Here is a 19,124-nt window from a genome sequence, read left to right on the forward strand (position 1 = left end):
TATATTTTTGATTGTATTATTAATAGTTTAATTCTCACAAGAAAGATTGAATTGCTTTCCATGCCTCTTCTTTTCCTTGGGCAGTTTCTGCAGAAAAAGGAATCACTTGATCTTCAGGCTCGATTTCTAATGTATCTTTGACTCGCTTCACATGTTTTGCTACTTGTGATTTTTTAATCTTGTCCAATTTTGTTGCTATAACAATAACTGGAATCTCATAAAACTTTAAAAAATCGTACATCGCAACATCATCACTAGTTGGTTGATGTCTGATATCAACAATGAGTACAGTTGCTTTTAATTGCTCACGTGTAGAAAAATATTCTTCCATCATCTTACCCCAAGCTTCTCTTTCTTTCTTAGAAACTTTGGCATACCCATAACCAGGAACATCCACAAAATGAAATACATCATTTATTTTATAAAAATTTAATGTTTGTGTTTTCCCAGGTTTTGAGGATGTTCGTGCCAATGCTTTTCTGTTAATTAACTTATTAATAAAAGATGATTTGCCAACATTTGAGCGACCAGCTAATGCAATTTCTGATATAGGCTCTGCTGGATATTGTTTTTTAGCAACAGCACTAATTACTATTTCTGCTTTGGTTACTTTCATTTTTATTCCCCCAATAATGCATGTTCTAATACAGTATCTAAATGTTGTACTGGAATAAAGGTAAGATCTTCCCTTACACTATGTGGAATATCTTCTAAATCTTTTTCATTATCTTTTGGCATAATAATGGTTGTAATACCAGCTCGATGAGCACTAAGTGACTTTTCTTTTAAACCACCAATTGGAAGTACTCTCCCACGCAAAGTAATTTCTCCGGTCATCCCTACTTCTTTTCGTACAGCCCGGTTAGTAAGTGCAGAAACGATAGCTGTGGCAATTGTAATTCCAGCTGATGGACCATCTTTTGGTGTAGCACCCTCTGGTACATGGATATGAATATCATTCTTTTGATGAAATTCAGGATCAATGGAAAATTTATCTACTCTGGAGCGAACATAACTAAAAGCAGCTTGAGCAGACTCTTGCATTACATCACCTAATTTACCGGTTAATGTTAGCTTTCCTTTTCCAGGAACAATACTAACTTCTATCGAAAGTGTATCTCCTCCTGCAGCCGTATAAGCTAAACCAGTAGCTGTCCCAATTTGATCTTCTTCCTCCATCATGCCATAACGGAACAATGGTTTCCCCAATAATTCTTCAAGTTGCTTCTCGGTAACAATTACTTTTTTTCGTTCTTCAGAAATAATGATCTTTGCTGCCTTCCTGCATATAGAAGCAATTTGGCGCTCTAGACCTCTTACACCAGCTTCTCTTGTATATTGACGAATTAATTTCAGCAATGCATCTTCCCGTAACTGTAATTGCCCTTTTTGTAAACCATTTTCTTTTATTTGCTTTGGTAATAGGTGTTCCTTAGCAATATATTGTTTTTCTAATTCGGTATATCCTGCAAGAGAAATAACCTCCATACGATCTAACAAAGGACGTGGAATGGTTTGCAAATTATTTGCTGTTGCAATAAACATTACCTTAGACAGATCATATGTCTCTTCAATAAAGTGATCACTGAATGTGTGATTTTGTTCAGGATCAAGTACTTCTAGCATGGCTGAAGATGGATCTCCACGGAAATCACTTGCCATTTTATCAATTTCATCCAATAAGAAGACTGGATTAATTGTTTCTGCTTTTTTCATTCCTTGCATGATTCGTCCAGGCATAGCCCCAATATATGTACGGCGATGACCTCTAATCTCAGCTTCATCACGAATACCACCTAAGGAAATACGTACAAACTTCCGATTTATTGCCCGGGCAATAGATTTTGCTAAAGATGTTTTTCCAACACCTGGTGGGCCAACTAAGCAAAGTATTGGTCCTTTCATTGATTGCGTAAGGTGTTGTACAGCTAAATATTCTAATATGCGTTCTTTAACTTTATCTAAACCATAATGATCTTCATTTAAAGTAGAGTCAGCATGAGCTATATCTAAATTATCTTCTGTTTCTTTCGTCCATGGTAACGTCACTAACCATTCAATATAATTACGAATAACAGAACTTTCAGCAGATGTCTGTGGAATTTTTTCAAAACGATCCAATTCTTTATAGGCGACTTTTTGTACACGTTCTGGCATATCTGATGTTTGTATTTTTTCTTTTAAACTAGCTACATCCCCTGTTTTTCCATCCTTGTCACCTAATTCCTTTTGAATGGCTCTTAACTGTTCACGTAAATAATACTCTTTTTGGGTCTTTTCCATCGACTTTTTCACACGTTGACCGATTTTTTTCTCAATGGTCAAAACCTCACGCTCATTTGAAATAATGTGGATAAGACGTTGGAGGCGATTTTTAATATCTGTTGTTTCTAAAAGTTCTTGCTTCATCTTTAACTTTAATGATAGGTGCGAGGTAATAATATCCGCTAATCTTCCAGGCTGCTCAATATCTATAACAGTATCATAAGTTTCTCTTGTTAATTTTGTCGATATCTGTATGTACTCCTCGAATTGAGCTAATAAAGAACGCATTAATGCTGTTTCTTCATTTGCTTCTCCATGCGTATCTTCCAGTTTCTCTACATCAACAATCAGCATTTCATCATCATGAATTACCGTGTTTATTTTCGCACGATCTTGCCCTTCAACTAATACTCTAAAAGTGCCATTGGGCAACTTTAACATTTGTTTCACATGTGCAATTGTTCCCATTTGATACAAATCATCTATTGAAGGTTCTTCCATACTGCTTTCTTTTTGCGCAACTAAAAAAATCAGATTTTCTTCCATCATTGCTCTTTCTAGTGCTTGGATAGAACGCTCTCTACCTACATCTAAATGCAATACCATTGATGGAAAAACTAAAAGTCCTCGTAATGGGAGGAGTGGTAGGTTCATATTGTTTTTGTCTGGCATAAAATTCCCTCCAATGCATCACTTATAAATTAACTTAGTCTTTTCTCTATATATTGCTCATCTTCGAGCATCACAGGCTGTAATACATAGTTTAAAGCTTCTTTAAATGTGGTAACAGGTATGATCTTGATACCAGTAAATCGTTCAGATAAAGCATCCATATTTTCCTTTGGAACAAGAATAATTTTAGCACCAGCTTGCTCAGCTGCTCTCACCTTAACTGGCACCCCACCGACCGGACGCACTTCACCATAAAGACTTAGCTCCCCTGTAACTGCAACTTTATGATTGATTGGTGTTTTCTTTATAGATGAATAAATAGCCAACGTCATTGCTAATCCTGCTGAAGGGCCATCTACTGGTGTACCACCAGGAAAATTAACATGTATATCATATTGATGTGCAGGGACACCAATTGATTTTAAGTATGTAACAACCGTTTCGACAGACGCACGTGCCATACTTTTTCGTTTAATTGATTTGGCTTGTGTACCTAAGGTTTCTTCTTCGGCGATTCCTGTAATCGTAACATTACCATTATTTGTAGCTGGAAGAATGAGCACTTCAATTGGTAGTAAATGACCAGTATTTGGTCCTGATACACCTAATCCATTAATTCTTCCAATTTGATTTTTTGGTAAAATGCGCTGCGTCATCTTAGGTATTAATTGACTAACATCGGCAACCCAATTTACATCTGCTTCATTTATTTCTTTTCTTTTTTGATTTTTTGCTACAGTTGAAGCAATCTGTATAATATTAACTGCTTCACGCCCATTGTTTGCATAAGTAGTCAACAAATCTAGCGCTTTCGTACTCAAATTACTTCCAATCTTTTCAGCTGCTCTTGTACCAATAAGCTTCATATCATTTTGATCTAGTGCTTTAAAATAGATTTCTAAACATCTAGAACGAATTGCCGGCGCTATTTCTTCAGGCCTTCTAGTCGTTGCACCAATTAATCGAAAGTCAGCAGGCAACCCTTCCGAGAAAATTTGATGGATATGTCGTGGTATTTGCTCATTCTCTTCACTATAATAAGCACTTTCAAATAGTACTTTTCGATCTTCTAACACTTTAAGCAACTTATTCATTTGGGTTGGATGTAGCTCTCCAATTTCATCAATAAATAGAATTCCACCATGGGCATTAGACACGGCTCCTTTTTTGGGTTGAGGAATACCTGCCTGCCCCATCGCACCTGCGCCTTGATAAATTGGATCGTGTACTGAACCAATAAGTGGGTCAGCAATGCCTCTTTCATCAAATCTTGCAGTCGTTGCATCAAGTTCAATAAAAGGTGCAATTCTTGAAAACGGTGAATCTTTACTCTTTTTTGCCTCCTCTAATACTAAACGAGCTGCCGCTGTCTTACCTATACCTGGTGGACCATAGATTAAAACATGTTGTGGGTTACTATTACAGAGCGCTGCGCGTAATGCCTCAATCCCTGCTTGTTGTCCGATCACATCGCTTAACGTTTTTGGGCGAATCTTCTCAGATAATGGCATAGTTAATTGAATTCGTTTCATCACATGTAATTTTTCTAACTCTTTTTTTGATTCTTTCTCAACGCCATGTTTCGTTGCACGTTGACTTTTAAGTAAATTCCAAAAATACAATCCGATAACAATACCAAAAAAGAGTTGAATCATCATGACAACACTAACAAGTTCCATTTTTTACCTCCAATAAAAAAATAGTAAATAAAGTTGAAATAAATTAGATCTTCATTTTCTTATATTTTATATAGGTTTTTAAACGATACTTGTTAGTATTTCCGCAAATGTTGAAGCTAAACAACGTTTTTTTAATTCCTTTATATGTACTAGAAATCCCTTGCTATCTACATAACAAGGGATCTCTAACACATTGTATTAGCAAAAGTTACGCACTCTCTTTTGGTGACTGTTTGTTTTTATCTTTGATTGTTCCATCTTCTAAGACTAACTTAGGATGACCATCTTCTAATATTACAGTATCTTTTGTAATAATACATTTAACAATATCATCACGTGATGGAAGTTCATACATCACATCAAGCATAATATTTTCTAGAATAGATCGCAAGCCACGAGCGCCTGTTTTACGTTCGATGGCAAGTTTAGCAATTTCTTTTAATGCTTCTTCTTCAAATTCTAGATCAACATGGTCCATTTCAAATAACTTCACATATTGTTTTACAAGTGCGTTTTTTGGTTTTGTTAGAATTTCAATCAATGCTTCTTCATCTAGCGGCTCTAAACTTCCAATAACAGGAAGACGACCGATAAATTCTGGGATCAGACCAAAACGAAGCATGTCTTCTGGTAGTACTTTGGATAATAGAGCGCCTTTATCTAAATTATCTGTTTCAGTATCTGCGCCAAAACCTATTACTTTCTTACCTAATCGACTTTTAATAATTTGTTCAATTCCATCAAATGCTCCGCCACAAATAAATAAGATATTTGTGGTATCAATTTGAATAAATTCTTGATGTGGGTGCTTTCTTCCTCCTTGCGGTGGAACGCTAGCAGTTGTACCTTCTAAAATTTTTAATAATGCTTGTTGAACCCCTTCACCAGAAACATCTCTTGTGATCGAAGGATTTTCTGATTTTCTAGCCACTTTATCGATTTCATCGATATAGATAATACCTTTTTCAGCTTTTTCTACATCATAATCTGCTGCTTGAATCAATTTAAGTAAGATATTTTCTACATCTTCTCCCACATAACCAGCTTCAGTTAATGATGTAGCATCCGCGATCGCAAAAGGCACATTAATAATACGTGCTAATGTTTGAGCTAATAATGTTTTACCGCTACCGGTAGGTCCAATCATGGCAATATTACTTTTTGCTAGCTCCACATCATCTGTTGCTTTCGGTGCATTAATACGTTTATAGTGATTGTATACTGCTACTGAAAGGTTTTTCTTTGCTTTCTCTTGACCGATTACATAATCATCAAGAATCGTACGAATTTCTTGTGGCTTTGGAATATCTGTGAATTCCACTTCTTCTTCTGAACCTAATTCTTCTTCGACAATCTCGGTACATAATTCTATACATTCGTCACATATATAAACGCCTGGACCAGCTACAAGTTTACGAACTTGATCTTGGCTTTTTCCACAAAATGAACATTTCAATTGTCCTTTTTCTTCATTAAACTTATACATCTATTTCACCCCTCAAGTGTAAGTATCTACTGAAACAGGAAACAGAGCATGCGTAATATTCCCTATTACTTCTTCTTCACATCATATCAGATAAAAGCACCTTAATAAACTAAAATACTCTATCAGTTATTCTATACAGTTTACCCATTCCAATCACGCAATAAACTTTGCGATTAGAACTATAACCAAGTCCGTCATTATTCAAAACAGAAGATGTTGTAATAATCGTTATCATATATAAGGTACATTTCATTATGTATAAAATTAAGTATTTGTCAACTATTATATGTTATATGTATGTAGCAGTTAAAAATGTACTTATATTTCATATTATGTAGAGAAACAAGACAACAAATGCCTTGTTTCTCAGTAATTGAATCCTTATTTCGCGGTACTATTTTCTACTAAGAAATCAATTGCTTTCTTAAATTTAAGATCTTCTTTAATGGCATCTGTGTTGCCACCTAGCATTTGAGTCAATTGCTCAACATCTACTTGATACATGCTAGCCATTGATTCTAATTCTTTATTAACGTCTTCTTCTGTTACTTCCAATGCTTCTACATTAGAAATTGCTTCCAATACTAGATTTGTTTTCACACGTTTTGTTGCATCTTCTTTCATTTGCTCTTTCAATGCATTCTCATCTTGTCCTGAGAATTGGTAGTACATATCCATTGTCATACCTTGCATTTGTAGTCTTTGTTCAAATTCACGAAGCATACGATCTAATTCTGTTGTTACCATTGCTTCTGGAATATCAACTTCTGCATTCTCAGATGCTTGATTAATTAGTGATTCACGTTTGTTATTTTCAACTTCTTTTTCTTTTTGATCTTGTAGACGTTTTTTGGTTTTTTCTTTTAATTCATCTAAAGTCTCTACTTCTTCATCTACATCTTTTGCAAATTCATCATCCATTTCTGGTAATTCTTTTGCTTTGATTTCATGAATAGTAACTTTAAAAGTAGCTTCTTTTCCAGCTAAATCTTCTGCATGATATTCCTCTGGGAAGGTAACCGTTACTTCAGTTTTTTCTCCAGCTTCTTTTCCAACTAGTTGTTCTTCGAAACCTGGAATAAATGATCCAGAACCGATTTCTAAGGAATGATTTTCAGCAGCTCCACCTTCAAAAGCTTCACCATCAACAAATCCTTCAAAGTCAATGACAACGGTATCGCCATCTTCTACTTTACCTTCTTCCTTAACAACAAGCTCTGCTTGATGTTGGCGTTGATGTTCCAATTCATGTTCTACATCTTCGTCAGTTACCTCTACAGATTCTCCTTCTACTTCTAAACCTTTATATTCACCTAATGTTACTTCTGGTTTCACTGTAACATTTGCAGTAAAAATAAGTGGTTGTCCTTTTTCAATTTGCTTGATATCTACTTCTGGTTGATCAACTGGTTGAATTCCAGCTTCATCAATTGCATTAGCATATGCTTCAGGCAAAATGATATCTACTGCATCTTGGTATAATGATTCTACACCAAAACGTTGTTCAAACATTCCACGAGGTATACGTCCTTTACGAAACCCAGGTAGTTGAACGTCTTTTACTACTTTTTTGAATGCTTCGTCTAATGCTTTATTAAATTGCTCTGCATCCACTTCAACAGTTAAAAGGCCTTGATTGCCTTCTTGTTTTTCCCATTTAGCTGTCATATTATTTCCCTCCAAAAATCTTATAAAAAATTCTATTTGCCGTTCATTCATTGTACGATTCTACTATACGAGGCCGAACGCAAATTACAACCACTTTATTATAACATAAACGTGCTCCCTTTCAACATTTAGTCATTGGGAACCTAAATATACACCTTAATTCTTCATCAATGAAAAGTATACTTTTTCATAATATAATAGATCTTCTATGTATAATGCAAGGGTTTCACTAACGGATTTAGATTGTATTGAAGCTTCATCCATAAATGAAGCAGAAGCTAAGTAAATAATCGCTTCTTTTATTTGTTGAATATGTATGTTTTCCGAAATAAACGGATATAAAACAAAAAAGTACCGATAAAGCATTTGATCCGCTAATTGATACAAGGAAGGATTTTTCTGTTCGATATCCTCTAACTCTTTTTTAACTTTCTTATAAATGGGATCATCCGTCATATACGGATGTGAGTTTGGATTAATTTTCATTTTTTTAGAAAACTTTTCTATCTCTATACATCCATTATAATCGTTAGCTTGTAACAAACTAAGAATAACTGTTTTAACCATTGGATTAACCAATGGATCTACGAGCATATTTTTAAAAGAAGAGATAAAAGGAGTGATATCCGTATGGTGTAAATGATTAACAAGATGCCACTGTAGTACATTATCTTCTTTTTTCACTGCTTCTTCCAATTGTTGCAAAGTTGCTGTAGTCTGTTTATCTGTTTGTTCTTTTAAAAGTGTATCATTTAATTGATATAATGTATTTAGTTGTGATCGATAAGGCTCAGGTACCTGTTCTTCATTATCAAATACATCATCAATTAATTCAGAAACATTCTTATATTTATTCGCCTGAAATAATAAAGTTGCATAGATATGTACATAAGCAAAATAATAATCATCTTTTTTAGCCAGTAATTCTTCACATAGAATTTCTGCTTCCTTTTGCTTGCCTAACTCAATAAAACACGTAAGTTTCGCCATATCAATTTCCTGGTTACTGATTTTATAATCCAGTAAAATATTTAGCTGTTCCAATGCATCTTGATATCTTTTATCTCGTACTAATTGAAAAGCTTTTTCCTCAATTTTATCCTTCCATTTTGGAAAGATAACTACTTTTTTATCATGTTGCTCCATGATCAACCCCTACTCTCAAAATCAAATTTTTAGAGTCACAGCATCCCTTCATTATTATTTATTTGATCCTTTAGTCATTCCTTCCCTTTTATTCATTATTTCAAACAATCCAGTTGCAGACAAGCCTGCAAAGCCTCCAGCCCATAATCTTAATACAAGATCCATTGTTGTGAAAGGGTAACTTATTGCACCAATTATAATACCAATAATAAAGCTAATCATCGGAATAATATTTTTAGGTAATGCAACTGTTTTTTTCACTAATTCAACAAGGGCAGTAACGATCGGCAAAAGCACTGTAGCAAACATCATTACTTGTTCCATTATACCCACCTCCACTATAGCATACGATGAAGAAGAATGGAAAATGAATATAGACATTGAGATTATACAAAAAAAATCAACACAAAAGATGTTTTTGTTTCTAATATAATCTAAACTTATTGTTTCTTTGTTTAGTGGATAAACACCTTTCCCAATTCCTTTTCTGTTCATATACTAATTTTAGTAATAAATAATTAAAAGTAGGTGATTAATTTGGCTGTGTTATGTGATGTCTTAAATAGGGGAGGCATTGTCTCTTGCTTTTTGAGTGATAGTAATGGTGATCCGATTGACCCATTTGATCCTTCGTCAAATTTGTGTCAAGAAATGAATGGTAACTCAGATAAAAGAAAAAATGTTCCTGTTATTCTCCCCTCTGGAGAAGAAATTGTATTACAAAAAGTAATCATACAAAAATCAGGCTATATTGTTGTAAAAGTGTCAAATGGAAGGAATACTTGTTTTTCAGATCCTATTCCCTTTAATAAAACAGAAGATATATTACTTTGTGCACCTGAAGGAACAACTGTAGATTGTAGAATTACTGATTTTGAATGTTCAGCAACTATCAATTGTCAAAATAGTATTTATAAATCCGTACAAGTTAATCTAGATATTTGTCAAAGTATCCAAGCAGTAGCAAATGCTACTATTAAGGTGGATGAAAGGTTCTGTCAACCTAGAGACCAAATTTCACAGAATCGTTGTGGTACACCTTCGATTCCATCAAATTGTAACGTGTTAGAACACCATAATAAAGAAAATAATTCCCAAAATATTCAAAAGCCAACTAATGAAGATTGTAAAGAAAATCAGCCAGAAAAAATCTGTATTAATGTACCAAAAGTATATGATTGGACGATACAACAAACAACAATAAATATTAGAAAAAGTGCAGCAGAAGTACCTTTCACATGTAACATTTGCACACTTGAACTATTTGCACCAGATAAAATTACATGCGAGGGTACCATAACTGGCAGACTCACTTGCGATGACATGCCCGTTCAGGGAGCACTCATTGAATTTAGCAATTTTCCAGCTATAGGCACTTTCACACCTAATCCTGCCACAACAGCGGCAGATGGGACATTTTCTACTACATTAACTATCCCAGAAGGCACTCCTCTCCTCTCTACAACTGTTACAGCTAGTACCGTAATAAATAATAAGCCACTATCTACATCTGTTACTTTGCAAGTTGAATGTCCAGGTGAAGCATGCCCTTGTAAATTCAGAATCGGTGTAGAGGGAGGAGCAGCTCCTACAACTGTAAATGTTACTAGAAACGGTGTTCCTACTACTTTGTCTGGCACCATTAATGTTACGGCTATACAATGTTTTACAGCAGCTGCTATGTGTAATCCAGCAGTAGATAACTTTAACGTTAATTTCGGGGATAACGGTAATACAATTAACTTTGTGAATGGTAGACGAATAGAAATTGAATGTGATGGAAACACATTTGCAAGAGTAAGGGGTGTAGCTACGGCCACAGGGAACTTCTTGCCTAATGGATTATATGAAGTCACTATAACCTTAACAATTGGTGCTGGAGATATAGGTGTGTGGACAGTTAATGCATCAGATATGCAAGGGAATACTTTCTCAACTACTTTCTCAGCTGAGATAACTCCAATCACATTTATTGGTGCTTGTGACGAACGACCATAGAAAGAAGAGACAATGTGGTAATGTTTCTTTCCTTTTTAAATAAAGGAATATTCTAAAATTTAAGCACAAGCACAGATAAAACGAGACGCATGTAAAATAATCAATTAATGGGGAAGAGTAAAGAGGTTTCTATCCATTTAAAAAAGAGGAGTGTTTTAAACACTCCTCTTTTCATATTAATTCTTTTTATTATGTTTATGCTTTTCTTCTTCTAATTACAAAGGCGAATCCAATTGCCATCATAATCAAACCAATCAAAATTAAAGTATACATGTTTGTTGCTGTATCAGGAAGTTCTGACGAATCTGAATCTTCATCCTGATTGTTGTCAGTTGATTCGTTATCTGATGACTCACCATCAGATACCTTTGCTAACGCTGAGATTGATTGCTCTAAATCAACAATTGACTTATCAACTTCATCCTGTGTTGCATCAGCATTGGCTAACACTTCTTTTGCTGCTGCTAGCGCAGTGGTAAACCCATTCCAGCTATCAACTGTATAATCTGATTCCACTTTCTTTTCAGCAGCAGTTACAGCAGTTTCAAGTGCTGATTTGTCTACTTCTACTTCTTCGACTTTTTCTTCTAGATTATTTTTAGCTTCAATTAAAGCTGTCATCGCTGCATCTACTTCTTCTTGCGTTACTTCATCATCAGCTAATGTAGCATTCGCTGCTGCTAATGCAGTTGCAAAAGCATTCCAGCTTTCTGCTGTATAATCTGATTCAACAATCTTATCTGTATTAGATATTGCTTGTTCTAGATAGGACTTATTAACTTCTTCAACTTTTTCTTCTAATTGCTTAATCGAATCATTCAAAGCGGTTACAGCTGCATTGACTTCTTCTTGTGTAGCTCCAGCATTAGCTAGTACATTATTTGCTTCTGCTAGGGCAGTGGAGAACACGTTCCAGCTAGCTGCAGTGTAGTCTGACTCTACTTTATCCTCTGCATCAGATACAGCGGTTTCAAGTGAAGATTTATCAACTACTACCTCTTTATATAGGTTAAACTCTGCACCAGAACCAAACTCTTGATCAGTATCAGAATCAGCAGTAATCACTTTAAAGTTGATATAGGACGCTTCAACTGGTTGATCGAAGCCGACATATTTAACCGTATTATCGAAGTCATCTCCGTCGTTCCAGTCCAATTCAGCTTTCATTACTAACTGAGCATCTTCTGCACTGTTACCAGCGTAGATTTCAAAGATATCGACTCTACCGTTTGTTTGATTTTTACCAGTATAGTTCTTATCCTGTCTTGGTAAATAAGAGAATCCTTCAATGGTTTGCACTTCACCTAAATCAATTTCCACGTCATATGGCCATTCTATTGGTGTAGCTCCTGTCCAATCTGAATGCCAATGAGTAGAAGAATCGCCATCAAACATCTTATCTACAGGTGATTGGTCATATTCACTGCTTGCAGAATAGGTCCAGTTTTCTCTGTTGTAAGTATCAACATTATCTGGTACCTGCGTACCAACAAGTGGTACTTCTACATCGGAAGCAACTAATCCTTCTTCAGCTTCTAAAAGCTTTGCGAGTAATGCATCCACCTGATCTTGTGCTAAATCATCTTTATTTTCAAGTTGTCCCTCTACATAGCCAATGCTTTCATTAAATGCATCTACACTAGCTTCAGTATAATTAGTAGTATCTAGGTTCTTTAATTCATCTAGATATGTCGTTAATTCAGTTGTGTCGCCTTTTTCAACTAACAACGCTTTCGCAGATTCAATACTTGCTACTGCATCGTCAAGTTCACCTTGTGTTGCTTCAGCATTTTCGAATACACCATTCGCTTTTGCGTAAGCGTTTTCGTATGTGCTATAAGATGAAGTTGTATAGATCGATCCATCTAGTTCTTCTGATAATAAAGTTTCTAAGCTAGAGCGATCAGGTAAAAAGCTTTTATTCGTTGAAGTATTCATTTCATAAATAACTGGCTCAACGTCGCCCCAAGTCAACTTAATTTCAAAAATGTTTTCATAGAATGGATTGTAAATGGTATTTAAACTTTCATCTAAAACACCTAACTCAACCCACTCGTCTTCCCCAACTCTAGCGGTTACTGTAGCATTTGACATTGCATTAGAGCTTTGAACAAATGTCATTACACTTACATCTGTATCTTCTGATAGACGGTAAGTAAATGATCCTTCTGTTTTATTCGTCATATTCGGCTTAAACGCTGTTGTCAAATCTCCATCTTGAAGACGTTTAGGGCCAAATCCTTCTTGCTCAATTGGATCTACTACATAAGTTGGATTATTTTCTGTTCTTACATATTCTCCGTCATTAATAACAATTTCATTAATTTGAGCAAATCTGTGTAGATAATTAGCTGTAATTAAAATTCTAATATATTTGGCCTCGATGCCACCTATATCATCATTTCCATAATAATAGTTTCCTGGATTATCAGAATCATGTGTGTATCCATCTGCTATCAAATCTGCATAATCTGATTCACCGTCAGCAAGATTATCCTCACCATCACCTAAAGTAATAACATCTGTCCAATTCTCATTATCCATGGATAATTGAACTTTAGCATCACGGATATAGTTTATATTATTTTCATCATTATAGACTCTTAAACTATTAAAGATTCTAGGCTCGCCTACGGAATAAGTGATATATTGACCTGGTCTTTGGAAATCCGTGAAGTTCGCACTTGTTCCAAATTCTTTATCAAAAGGAGCTAATAGTGTACCCGCGTTTCTTGAGTCACCATCACCATACCATTGAGAGATTCCGAAATCTGAATCTACAAAACTTGGCCCGTATTTTTCCTTAGACTGTACGCTAAATTCGTTAAGATCAAAAGTAATATTTTCATCAGTATTATTGATTAGTCTTACGTATCTAGCAATAGTTCCTTCATTAGGAGTTGTCCACTCTACTTCATTTGCAGAAGACTCCAATGTTAGTTGATCACTTGTTGTGTTCACAGTAACATTATCTAATTCTTTAAGACGTTCTAATTTAACACCCACATATTCTTGTGGTTTTAGAGTAATATTTGTTGTTTGAACTAAACTTGTATTTTCTAGTGTATGTTCGGCTGAAATGCTTTCGTAATTTCCGTTATTTGTATACGTGTATTCAGAAGATACACTTGCCTTTTCAACTCGAATCTCACTAAATTTAATCCAAAAATTAACTTCTTGTAGATTTCTCAAACGTACATATCTTGCTTGAATACCAGTTAAATCCTCTTCAACTTTATCCATTCCAGAAGCTGCACCATCATACGTCTTATACTCTGTATAAGTCTCACCGTCAGTTGAATATTCTAATGCATATTTTCTCCACTTATCACCATTATCTCTACCAACAGCAAAATATACTTCGCCTATATCAGTTACCTGTTGTAGGTCAACACCAATATAGTCACCCACAACTGAAGTATCCTTCTTGTCCCCTGATGGATCATACCAGATATATGAACTATCATTTCCATCAAATAGATTGTCTTCCGAACCTTGATACACACTAAAGTGATCGGGAACGATTAGGTTGTATTGTAATTCACCTTGTTCATCTTCTTTATCATTTTCATTGATAACAATATCTTTAATTGCAAACCAAGTTCCATTACGGTCTTCTGTTGCAATAAGGCGAACACCTTTTGCTTCAAGGTCTAAGTTCTCTTCTACAACTTGAGCAACATGGCCATATTCAGCACCAGGTACGTCAAGCCATTCTTCCCCGTCTACTGTGTACTGTAATTTACTTGCACCAAACGTATCGGCATCATTTCCATTACGACCTAATTCAAATCGCACTGTATTAATCTTTAAAGGTTTTTCATAGGATAAGCCAATAAATGTTCCAGCACTAATAGAACTAGGGCTTTTATAGATAACTTCACTACTCTTATTATTATCTAATAAATTACTTAAATCACCTGTTGGATTGTCTGTACGGTTTGTAATAACTTTAGCTGGATTACTATCAGGGTCTACTATTGACTGTACCTTAACTGATACATCACTTAACAATGTTTCAATAAATGGTACAATATGCTGCACCCCTACTTCAGCGTATTGATAGTGATCAATGTATAAGAATGGGTGATCCTTCGATGCATTGAAGGAAGCTTGTCCTTCACTATAATTTTCCCATACAGCAGTCTTATCTCCCTGCTCATGAGCAATCTCTGCATTTAACAAAGAAATAGCTGCATTTGCCGTATCAATAGCACTATCTAACCAATAAACAATCTGATCTTTCGTTCTTTCGTTTCCAGGATTTTCTTTGTACGTAAGTGCTGCATCGCGAATAACTTCAAATTCTGTAATTAAATCCTGTGCTTGCTCTGTAATACTTCCACTACCTAACGCTTCTTTAAATGCATTTAATTTTGGAGCTAGTTCCACAGACTCCTCTAATTTAACTACACGAGAATCCATATCTTGGTTAATCATATGCTTAGATAATTCTTTTAACGCATTAGAAGCTGGCGTTTCATTAATATTTAAATGATCCATGTATGCAAAAGAATCTTCCCAGTTTTGTTGTGCTTGTTCAGCACTATCCCAAATGTTCCATGCATAATCTGCATTAGCAAAAATCGCTGATTTACTTGCTTCTGACTGTTGCATTGGGTTTAATACAATACCTTCAATATAATCGGGATTAACATTAGGATGTAGAAATTCTTCATTACCACCCATAATTAAGTGTTGTTTTGAATTATCACTACAAGGCCAGTTAATCCACAAATATGGTGCACGTCCTGCATTATTTGTGAATGATTCCGTAAAGTTTTGAGAAACCTCTCCCCAAACTCTACCTCCAGTTTGAATAATGCTTACAGATTCAGGCATTTGATCTAATGTCTGGATTTGGTTACTGTCACCCCAACCCATATAATCATTTGGACAGAAAACCATATCGGTTACTAGACCTTCATAGTTTGCTTGTTGTTCGATTAACCAATTGGTTAAATCAGTCATCAATCGAACATATGTCTGAGGACCTTCAGCAGGTACTCTTGCATCGTCCGCTAAAATAGAAAATTTACGAACACCAGCATCCAACAGTTGCGTGAATTTACGCTTCACAACTTCTAAGTCTTCTTCATAATGTGCATCTGTATCAAAACGAACTGGATCATGCATAAATGTATGCAACGCATACACGTATCTAGTTTTACTTGCATTACCCGCTTCAGCAAGTTTACTAATTTCAGCTAGTTCTTCCTCTGAATACAATTCTCTCCAATTTTCATTATGCTTTGGATCGTCCTTTGGTGCATAAATGTAAGAGTTCATTTTAAACTCTCCACCGTATTTCATTAATTCTGCACGATCTACATTAGACCAAGGCGTTCCATAATACCCCTCAATAAAACCTCTACCTTTTACATCAGCATAGTCTTTAATCGTTAACTCACGAATAGTGTTACTTTGCATTTGCTTGAAAATATGCTTTACAGAAGTTACACCATAAAAAGCAGAATCAACATCTTTACCTAATATAGCGATTACATTGTTGTCAATAGAGACAATATGAGAATCTAATTTCTCAAATAATGTCGGATCGGTTAATCCATTATCAGTAAAATATTGATCAACATATCCATTTGATTCAAATGTACCTACTAAAATATTAGTCTTGCCTTCTACTATTTCAGTAGACTCTGTAGATTGAATGTTTTTAATAGCTAATACTTCTTCCACCCGTTGTTTCGTATACGAATCTATGGCAGATTCATATACCACATTCACCGTTTCACTTAATTCGAATTGCTCATCTTGATAGTTTAATTCGTGTGGATTTGGGTAGATTGTATAAGTCTCTGCTTCAGAGTCAGCTGAAGCTGCAGACACCGGTCCAATTGAACTAAGCATCGGACTAAATACCAAGGTAAATATCATTAGTAAATGTAAAAATCGACTCTTCTTCAATATGATCCTCCTCAGATGTTTTTGTTTGTTCATTCACAAATTTGTGAATGCGTTATCAAATTTGTTGTAATCGCCTCCTCACCAAATTTTACTACTTACAATCTAACTATATCCATGTTGTCTATACCAGTCAATATGTTTTTAATAAATTTTGAAATTTTTTTAGGGATTTTGTCACATAGTAAATCTAAAAGTGAATTTTTATCCAGAAACTAGTCTACTAATGGATTTTTCTTCTATTTTGGAAATTTCATATTATACTATTATATTTTAAATTGCGACTGATTCATTGTTAGTGACTAAAGATTGGATGATTAGGAAGGATGAGAAAAAATATAAAAAAGAGATTTTATTTAAAAGAAATGCAGCCTCGAATGATAAGATAGCTGTTAAAATAACAGAAAGCAAATATAACTATTTTTTACTAAATTTAAAAATCAAAGTAACAACAACAGAGATTATTATATAAATTAATACCCAAATAAAAAATGATTCATTGAAAACAGTAAAAGTTAAGACAGTAAAAACGATCAATGTCAATAATGGCATCACAAACCACTTTTTAAATATAAAATAGCCCATTATTGAGGCTACAATAATAATGATCGGACATATAAATAATGCAAAAAGAAATTCCATATTGTTTCATACCTCCCCTTAAGTTTTATTTCCATTCACAAACAAAAAACCTCACAACCGTTGAGGCTGTAAGGCTTTAACTAGCGTCCCAGGAGAGATTCGAACTCCCGACCCACAGCTTAGAAGGCTGTTGCTCTATCCTGCTGAGCTACTGGGACATATGGAGCGGGTGAAGGGAATCGAACCCTCGACATCAGCTTGGAAGGCTGAGGTTTTACCACTAAACTACACCCGCATATTTTTTAAAAGTAACTTATCATTTTTTTACGTAAGACATGTCCCTGCATCTACTAGCTGATTCAGGATGTTGCATGCTTCGGGACAACTCGCTGCATTTTCGATGATGTTTCGCTCGTGGCTGAGGTTTTACCACTAAACTACACCCACATATTTTGTTTGCATTATGTAATCTATTGCTTCTCTCGTAACAGACAAGATTAATTATAGTAATTATAGATGTATTTGTCAATGATTAATTAAAAAAAAGTTTGCGGGAGGGAATTGTTTCTCCCGCAACAGCTTTTATTAAAGTGTTGTTTCAAACGCTAAGTCTTTCACTTCATTCCCTTTAATATCATAAAAAGTAACAGTAAATGTACCTTTTTGATTCCAAGAAGCAATTGCATATGTTTTTTCTTCTCGAATACGTGGGAGTCGAATACTGCCTGGATTTATTATAATATGATCTTCCAATTGCCAAACACCTGCAATATGTGAATGACCATGACATATAATCTGTGCACCAAATTCTTCCGCACGATACGAAACTGGCATTAGTGACATTTTCACATTATGTAAATGTCCATGTGTAATGAAAAATTTTACATCTTCTACATAAAAATCTAATTCATTTGGATATCGAGAATCGAAATCACAATTTCCTGCAACTTTCATAAAATGCCTCATTGGCTCTTCATCAAAATCTAATTCTGAATCACCACAATGAATCATATAGTCTACTTGTTCTTTATACTTGTCTTTAATAGCAACTAACTCGTCGGTCCAGCCATGGCTATCACTGATAATTAATACACTTGGCATGTGATCACTCCTTACTGCTCTTTTACCCAAGATTCCAGCTTCTTTAACGCATTTCCTCTATGACTAATCGTATTTTTTTCAGATGCTGAAAGTTCTGCCATTGTTTTTTCCATTTTTATTGGTTGAAAGATAGGATCATAACCAAAACCATTTTCACCAATTGGTTGATGGGTAATTGTTCCTTCACATGTACCTCGTTTAGTAATCGTTTCTGCACCTGGCCTGGCAACTGCTAATACACAAACAAAACGTGCTGAACGACTTTCATCCGGTACGTCTTTCAATTCAGTTAAAACTTTATGTAAGTTATCTTTATCATTTTTATCTAAACCAGCATACCGTGCAGAATAAACACCTGGTCTTCCATCTAAGTAATCAATCTCTAGGCCAGAATCATCCGCTAACACCGGCATACTCAAGGATTTTGCAATCGTCTCTGCTTTTAGTATTGCATTTTCTTCAAAAGTGGTACCTGTCTCTTCAACATCCTTTATTGGCTTTTCTAAATCAAGTAAAGATAGTATCTCAATATCGTATTTATCAAACAAATGTCGAAAGTCTTGTACTTTTCCTTTATTTTTTGTTGCAATTAACAACCTCTTCAT

The 19,124-nt window shown here is 34.9% G+C and carries 12 protein-coding genes and 2 tRNA genes; 1 reads left to right on the plus strand and 13 read right to left on the minus strand.

Features of this window, described 5'->3' with window-relative positions:
* Positions 1–34 precede the first annotated feature (34 nt).
* The 7 genes from yihA to BN1058_RS11485 all read right to left on the minus strand — a co-directional run bounded on the left by yihA (position 35) and on the right by BN1058_RS11485 (position 9,240).
* The gene (gene yihA / locus BN1058_RS11455; protein WP_090857603.1) at positions 35–616 is read right to left on the minus strand and encodes a ribosome biogenesis GTP-binding protein YihA/YsxC; all 582 of its coding nucleotides are present in this window, start codon (positions 614–616) and stop codon (positions 35–37) included.
* A 2-nt stretch (positions 617–618) separates the two neighbouring features.
* Entirely contained in the window at positions 619–2,937 is a 2,319-nt protein-coding gene (gene lon / locus BN1058_RS11460; RefSeq protein ID WP_090857605.1) for an endopeptidase La, read from the minus strand.
* Positions 2,938–2,966: 29 nt separating this feature from the next.
* Positions 2,967–4,616 (minus strand): ATP-dependent protease LonB, encoded by a 1,650-nt coding sequence (gene lonB / locus BN1058_RS11465; RefSeq protein WP_090857609.1) that lies wholly within the window; start codon positions 4,614–4,616, stop codon positions 2,967–2,969.
* Between the two features lie 208 nt (positions 4,617–4,824).
* Complete coding sequence (clpX, locus tag BN1058_RS11470) at positions 4,825–6,102, minus strand: ATP-dependent protease ATP-binding subunit ClpX (protein WP_090857612.1); 1,278 nt, start codon at positions 6,100–6,102, stop codon at positions 4,825–4,827.
* 381 nt (positions 6,103–6,483) lie between these two features.
* Positions 6,484–7,770, minus strand: coding sequence for a trigger factor (tig, locus tag BN1058_RS11475; RefSeq protein ID WP_090857615.1), 1,287 nt, complete (start codon positions 7,768–7,770; stop codon positions 6,484–6,486).
* A 156-nt stretch (positions 7,771–7,926) separates the two neighbouring features.
* Positions 7,927–8,916: a tetratricopeptide repeat protein gene (locus BN1058_RS11480; RefSeq protein ID WP_090857618.1), complete on the minus strand. Its 990-nt coding sequence runs from the start codon at positions 8,914–8,916 to the stop codon at positions 7,927–7,929.
* 54 nt (positions 8,917–8,970) lie between these two features.
* The gene (locus tag BN1058_RS11485; protein ID WP_090857621.1) at positions 8,971–9,240 is read right to left on the minus strand and encodes a holin; all 270 of its coding nucleotides are present in this window, start codon (positions 9,238–9,240) and stop codon (positions 8,971–8,973) included.
* A gap of 213 nt (positions 9,241–9,453) precedes the next feature.
* On the opposite strand from BN1058_RS11485, the gene BN1058_RS14540 reads away from it, so the two are divergent.
* Positions 9,454–10,914, plus strand: a complete 1,461-nt coding sequence (locus BN1058_RS14540; protein ID WP_255307064.1) for a BMQ_0737 family morphogenetic spore coat protein — start codon at positions 9,454–9,456, stop codon at positions 10,912–10,914.
* 195 nt (positions 10,915–11,109) lie between these two features.
* Here the strand turns inward: BN1058_RS14540 and BN1058_RS11495 are convergent, their stop codons facing one another.
* From BN1058_RS11495 to BN1058_RS11520, 6 genes are all read right to left on the minus strand, one after another.
* Complete coding sequence (locus BN1058_RS11495) at positions 11,110–16,839, minus strand: beta-N-acetylglucosaminidase domain-containing protein (protein ID WP_176694511.1); 5,730 nt, start codon at positions 16,837–16,839, stop codon at positions 11,110–11,112.
* A gap of 414 nt (positions 16,840–17,253) precedes the next feature.
* Positions 17,254–17,478 (minus strand): DUF2651 family protein, encoded by a 225-nt coding sequence (locus tag BN1058_RS11500; RefSeq protein ID WP_090857628.1) that lies wholly within the window; start codon positions 17,476–17,478, stop codon positions 17,254–17,256.
* 84 nt (positions 17,479–17,562) lie between these two features.
* Positions 17,563–17,636, minus strand: a tRNA-Arg gene (locus tag BN1058_RS11505).
* A 3-nt stretch (positions 17,637–17,639) separates the two neighbouring features.
* Positions 17,640–17,713 (minus strand) — tRNA-Gly (locus tag BN1058_RS11510).
* Between the two features lie 290 nt (positions 17,714–18,003).
* Positions 18,004–18,519: a metallophosphoesterase gene (locus BN1058_RS11515; RefSeq protein WP_090857631.1), complete on the minus strand. Its 516-nt coding sequence runs from the start codon at positions 18,517–18,519 to the stop codon at positions 18,004–18,006.
* Positions 18,520–18,530: 11 nt separating this feature from the next.
* Positions 18,531–19,124 (minus strand): XTP/dITP diphosphatase, encoded by a 594-nt coding sequence (locus tag BN1058_RS11520; protein WP_090857634.1) that lies wholly within the window; start codon positions 19,122–19,124, stop codon positions 18,531–18,533.

The organism is Paraliobacillus sp. PM-2 (assembly GCF_001368815.1).
Taxonomy (GTDB): Bacteria; Bacillota; Bacilli; order Bacillales; family Amphibacillaceae; genus Paraliobacillus.

Coding starts and splice junctions, on each gene's coding strand:
- yihA (WP_090857603.1), bottom strand. CDS start 616: ATGAAAGTAACCAAAGCAGAAATAGTAATTAGTGCTGTTGCTAAAAAA.
- lon (WP_090857605.1), bottom strand. CDS start 2,937: ATGCCAGACAAAAACAATATGAACCTACCACTCCTCCCATTACGAGGA.
- lonB (WP_090857609.1), bottom strand. CDS start 4,616: ATGGAACTTGTTAGTGTTGTCATGATGATTCAACTCTTTTTTGGTATT.
- clpX (WP_090857612.1), bottom strand. CDS start 6,102: ATGTATAAGTTTAATGAAGAAAAAGGACAATTGAAATGTTCATTTTGT.
- tig (WP_090857615.1), bottom strand. CDS start 7,770: ATGACAGCTAAATGGGAAAAACAAGAAGGCAATCAAGGCCTTTTAACT.
- BN1058_RS11480 (WP_090857618.1), bottom strand. CDS start 8,916: ATGGAGCAACATGATAAAAAAGTAGTTATCTTTCCAAAATGGAAGGAT.
- BN1058_RS11485 (WP_090857621.1), bottom strand. CDS start 9,240: ATGGAACAAGTAATGATGTTTGCTACAGTGCTTTTGCCGATCGTTACT.
- BN1058_RS11500 (WP_090857628.1), bottom strand. CDS start 17,478: ATGGAATTTCTTTTTGCATTATTTATATGTCCGATCATTATTATTGTA.
- BN1058_RS11515 (WP_090857631.1), bottom strand. CDS start 18,519: ATGCCAAGTGTATTAATTATCAGTGATAGCCATGGCTGGACCGACGAG.
- BN1058_RS11520 (WP_090857634.1), bottom strand. CDS start 19,124: ATGAAGAGGTTGTTAATTGCAACAAAAAATAAAGGAAAAGTACAAGAC.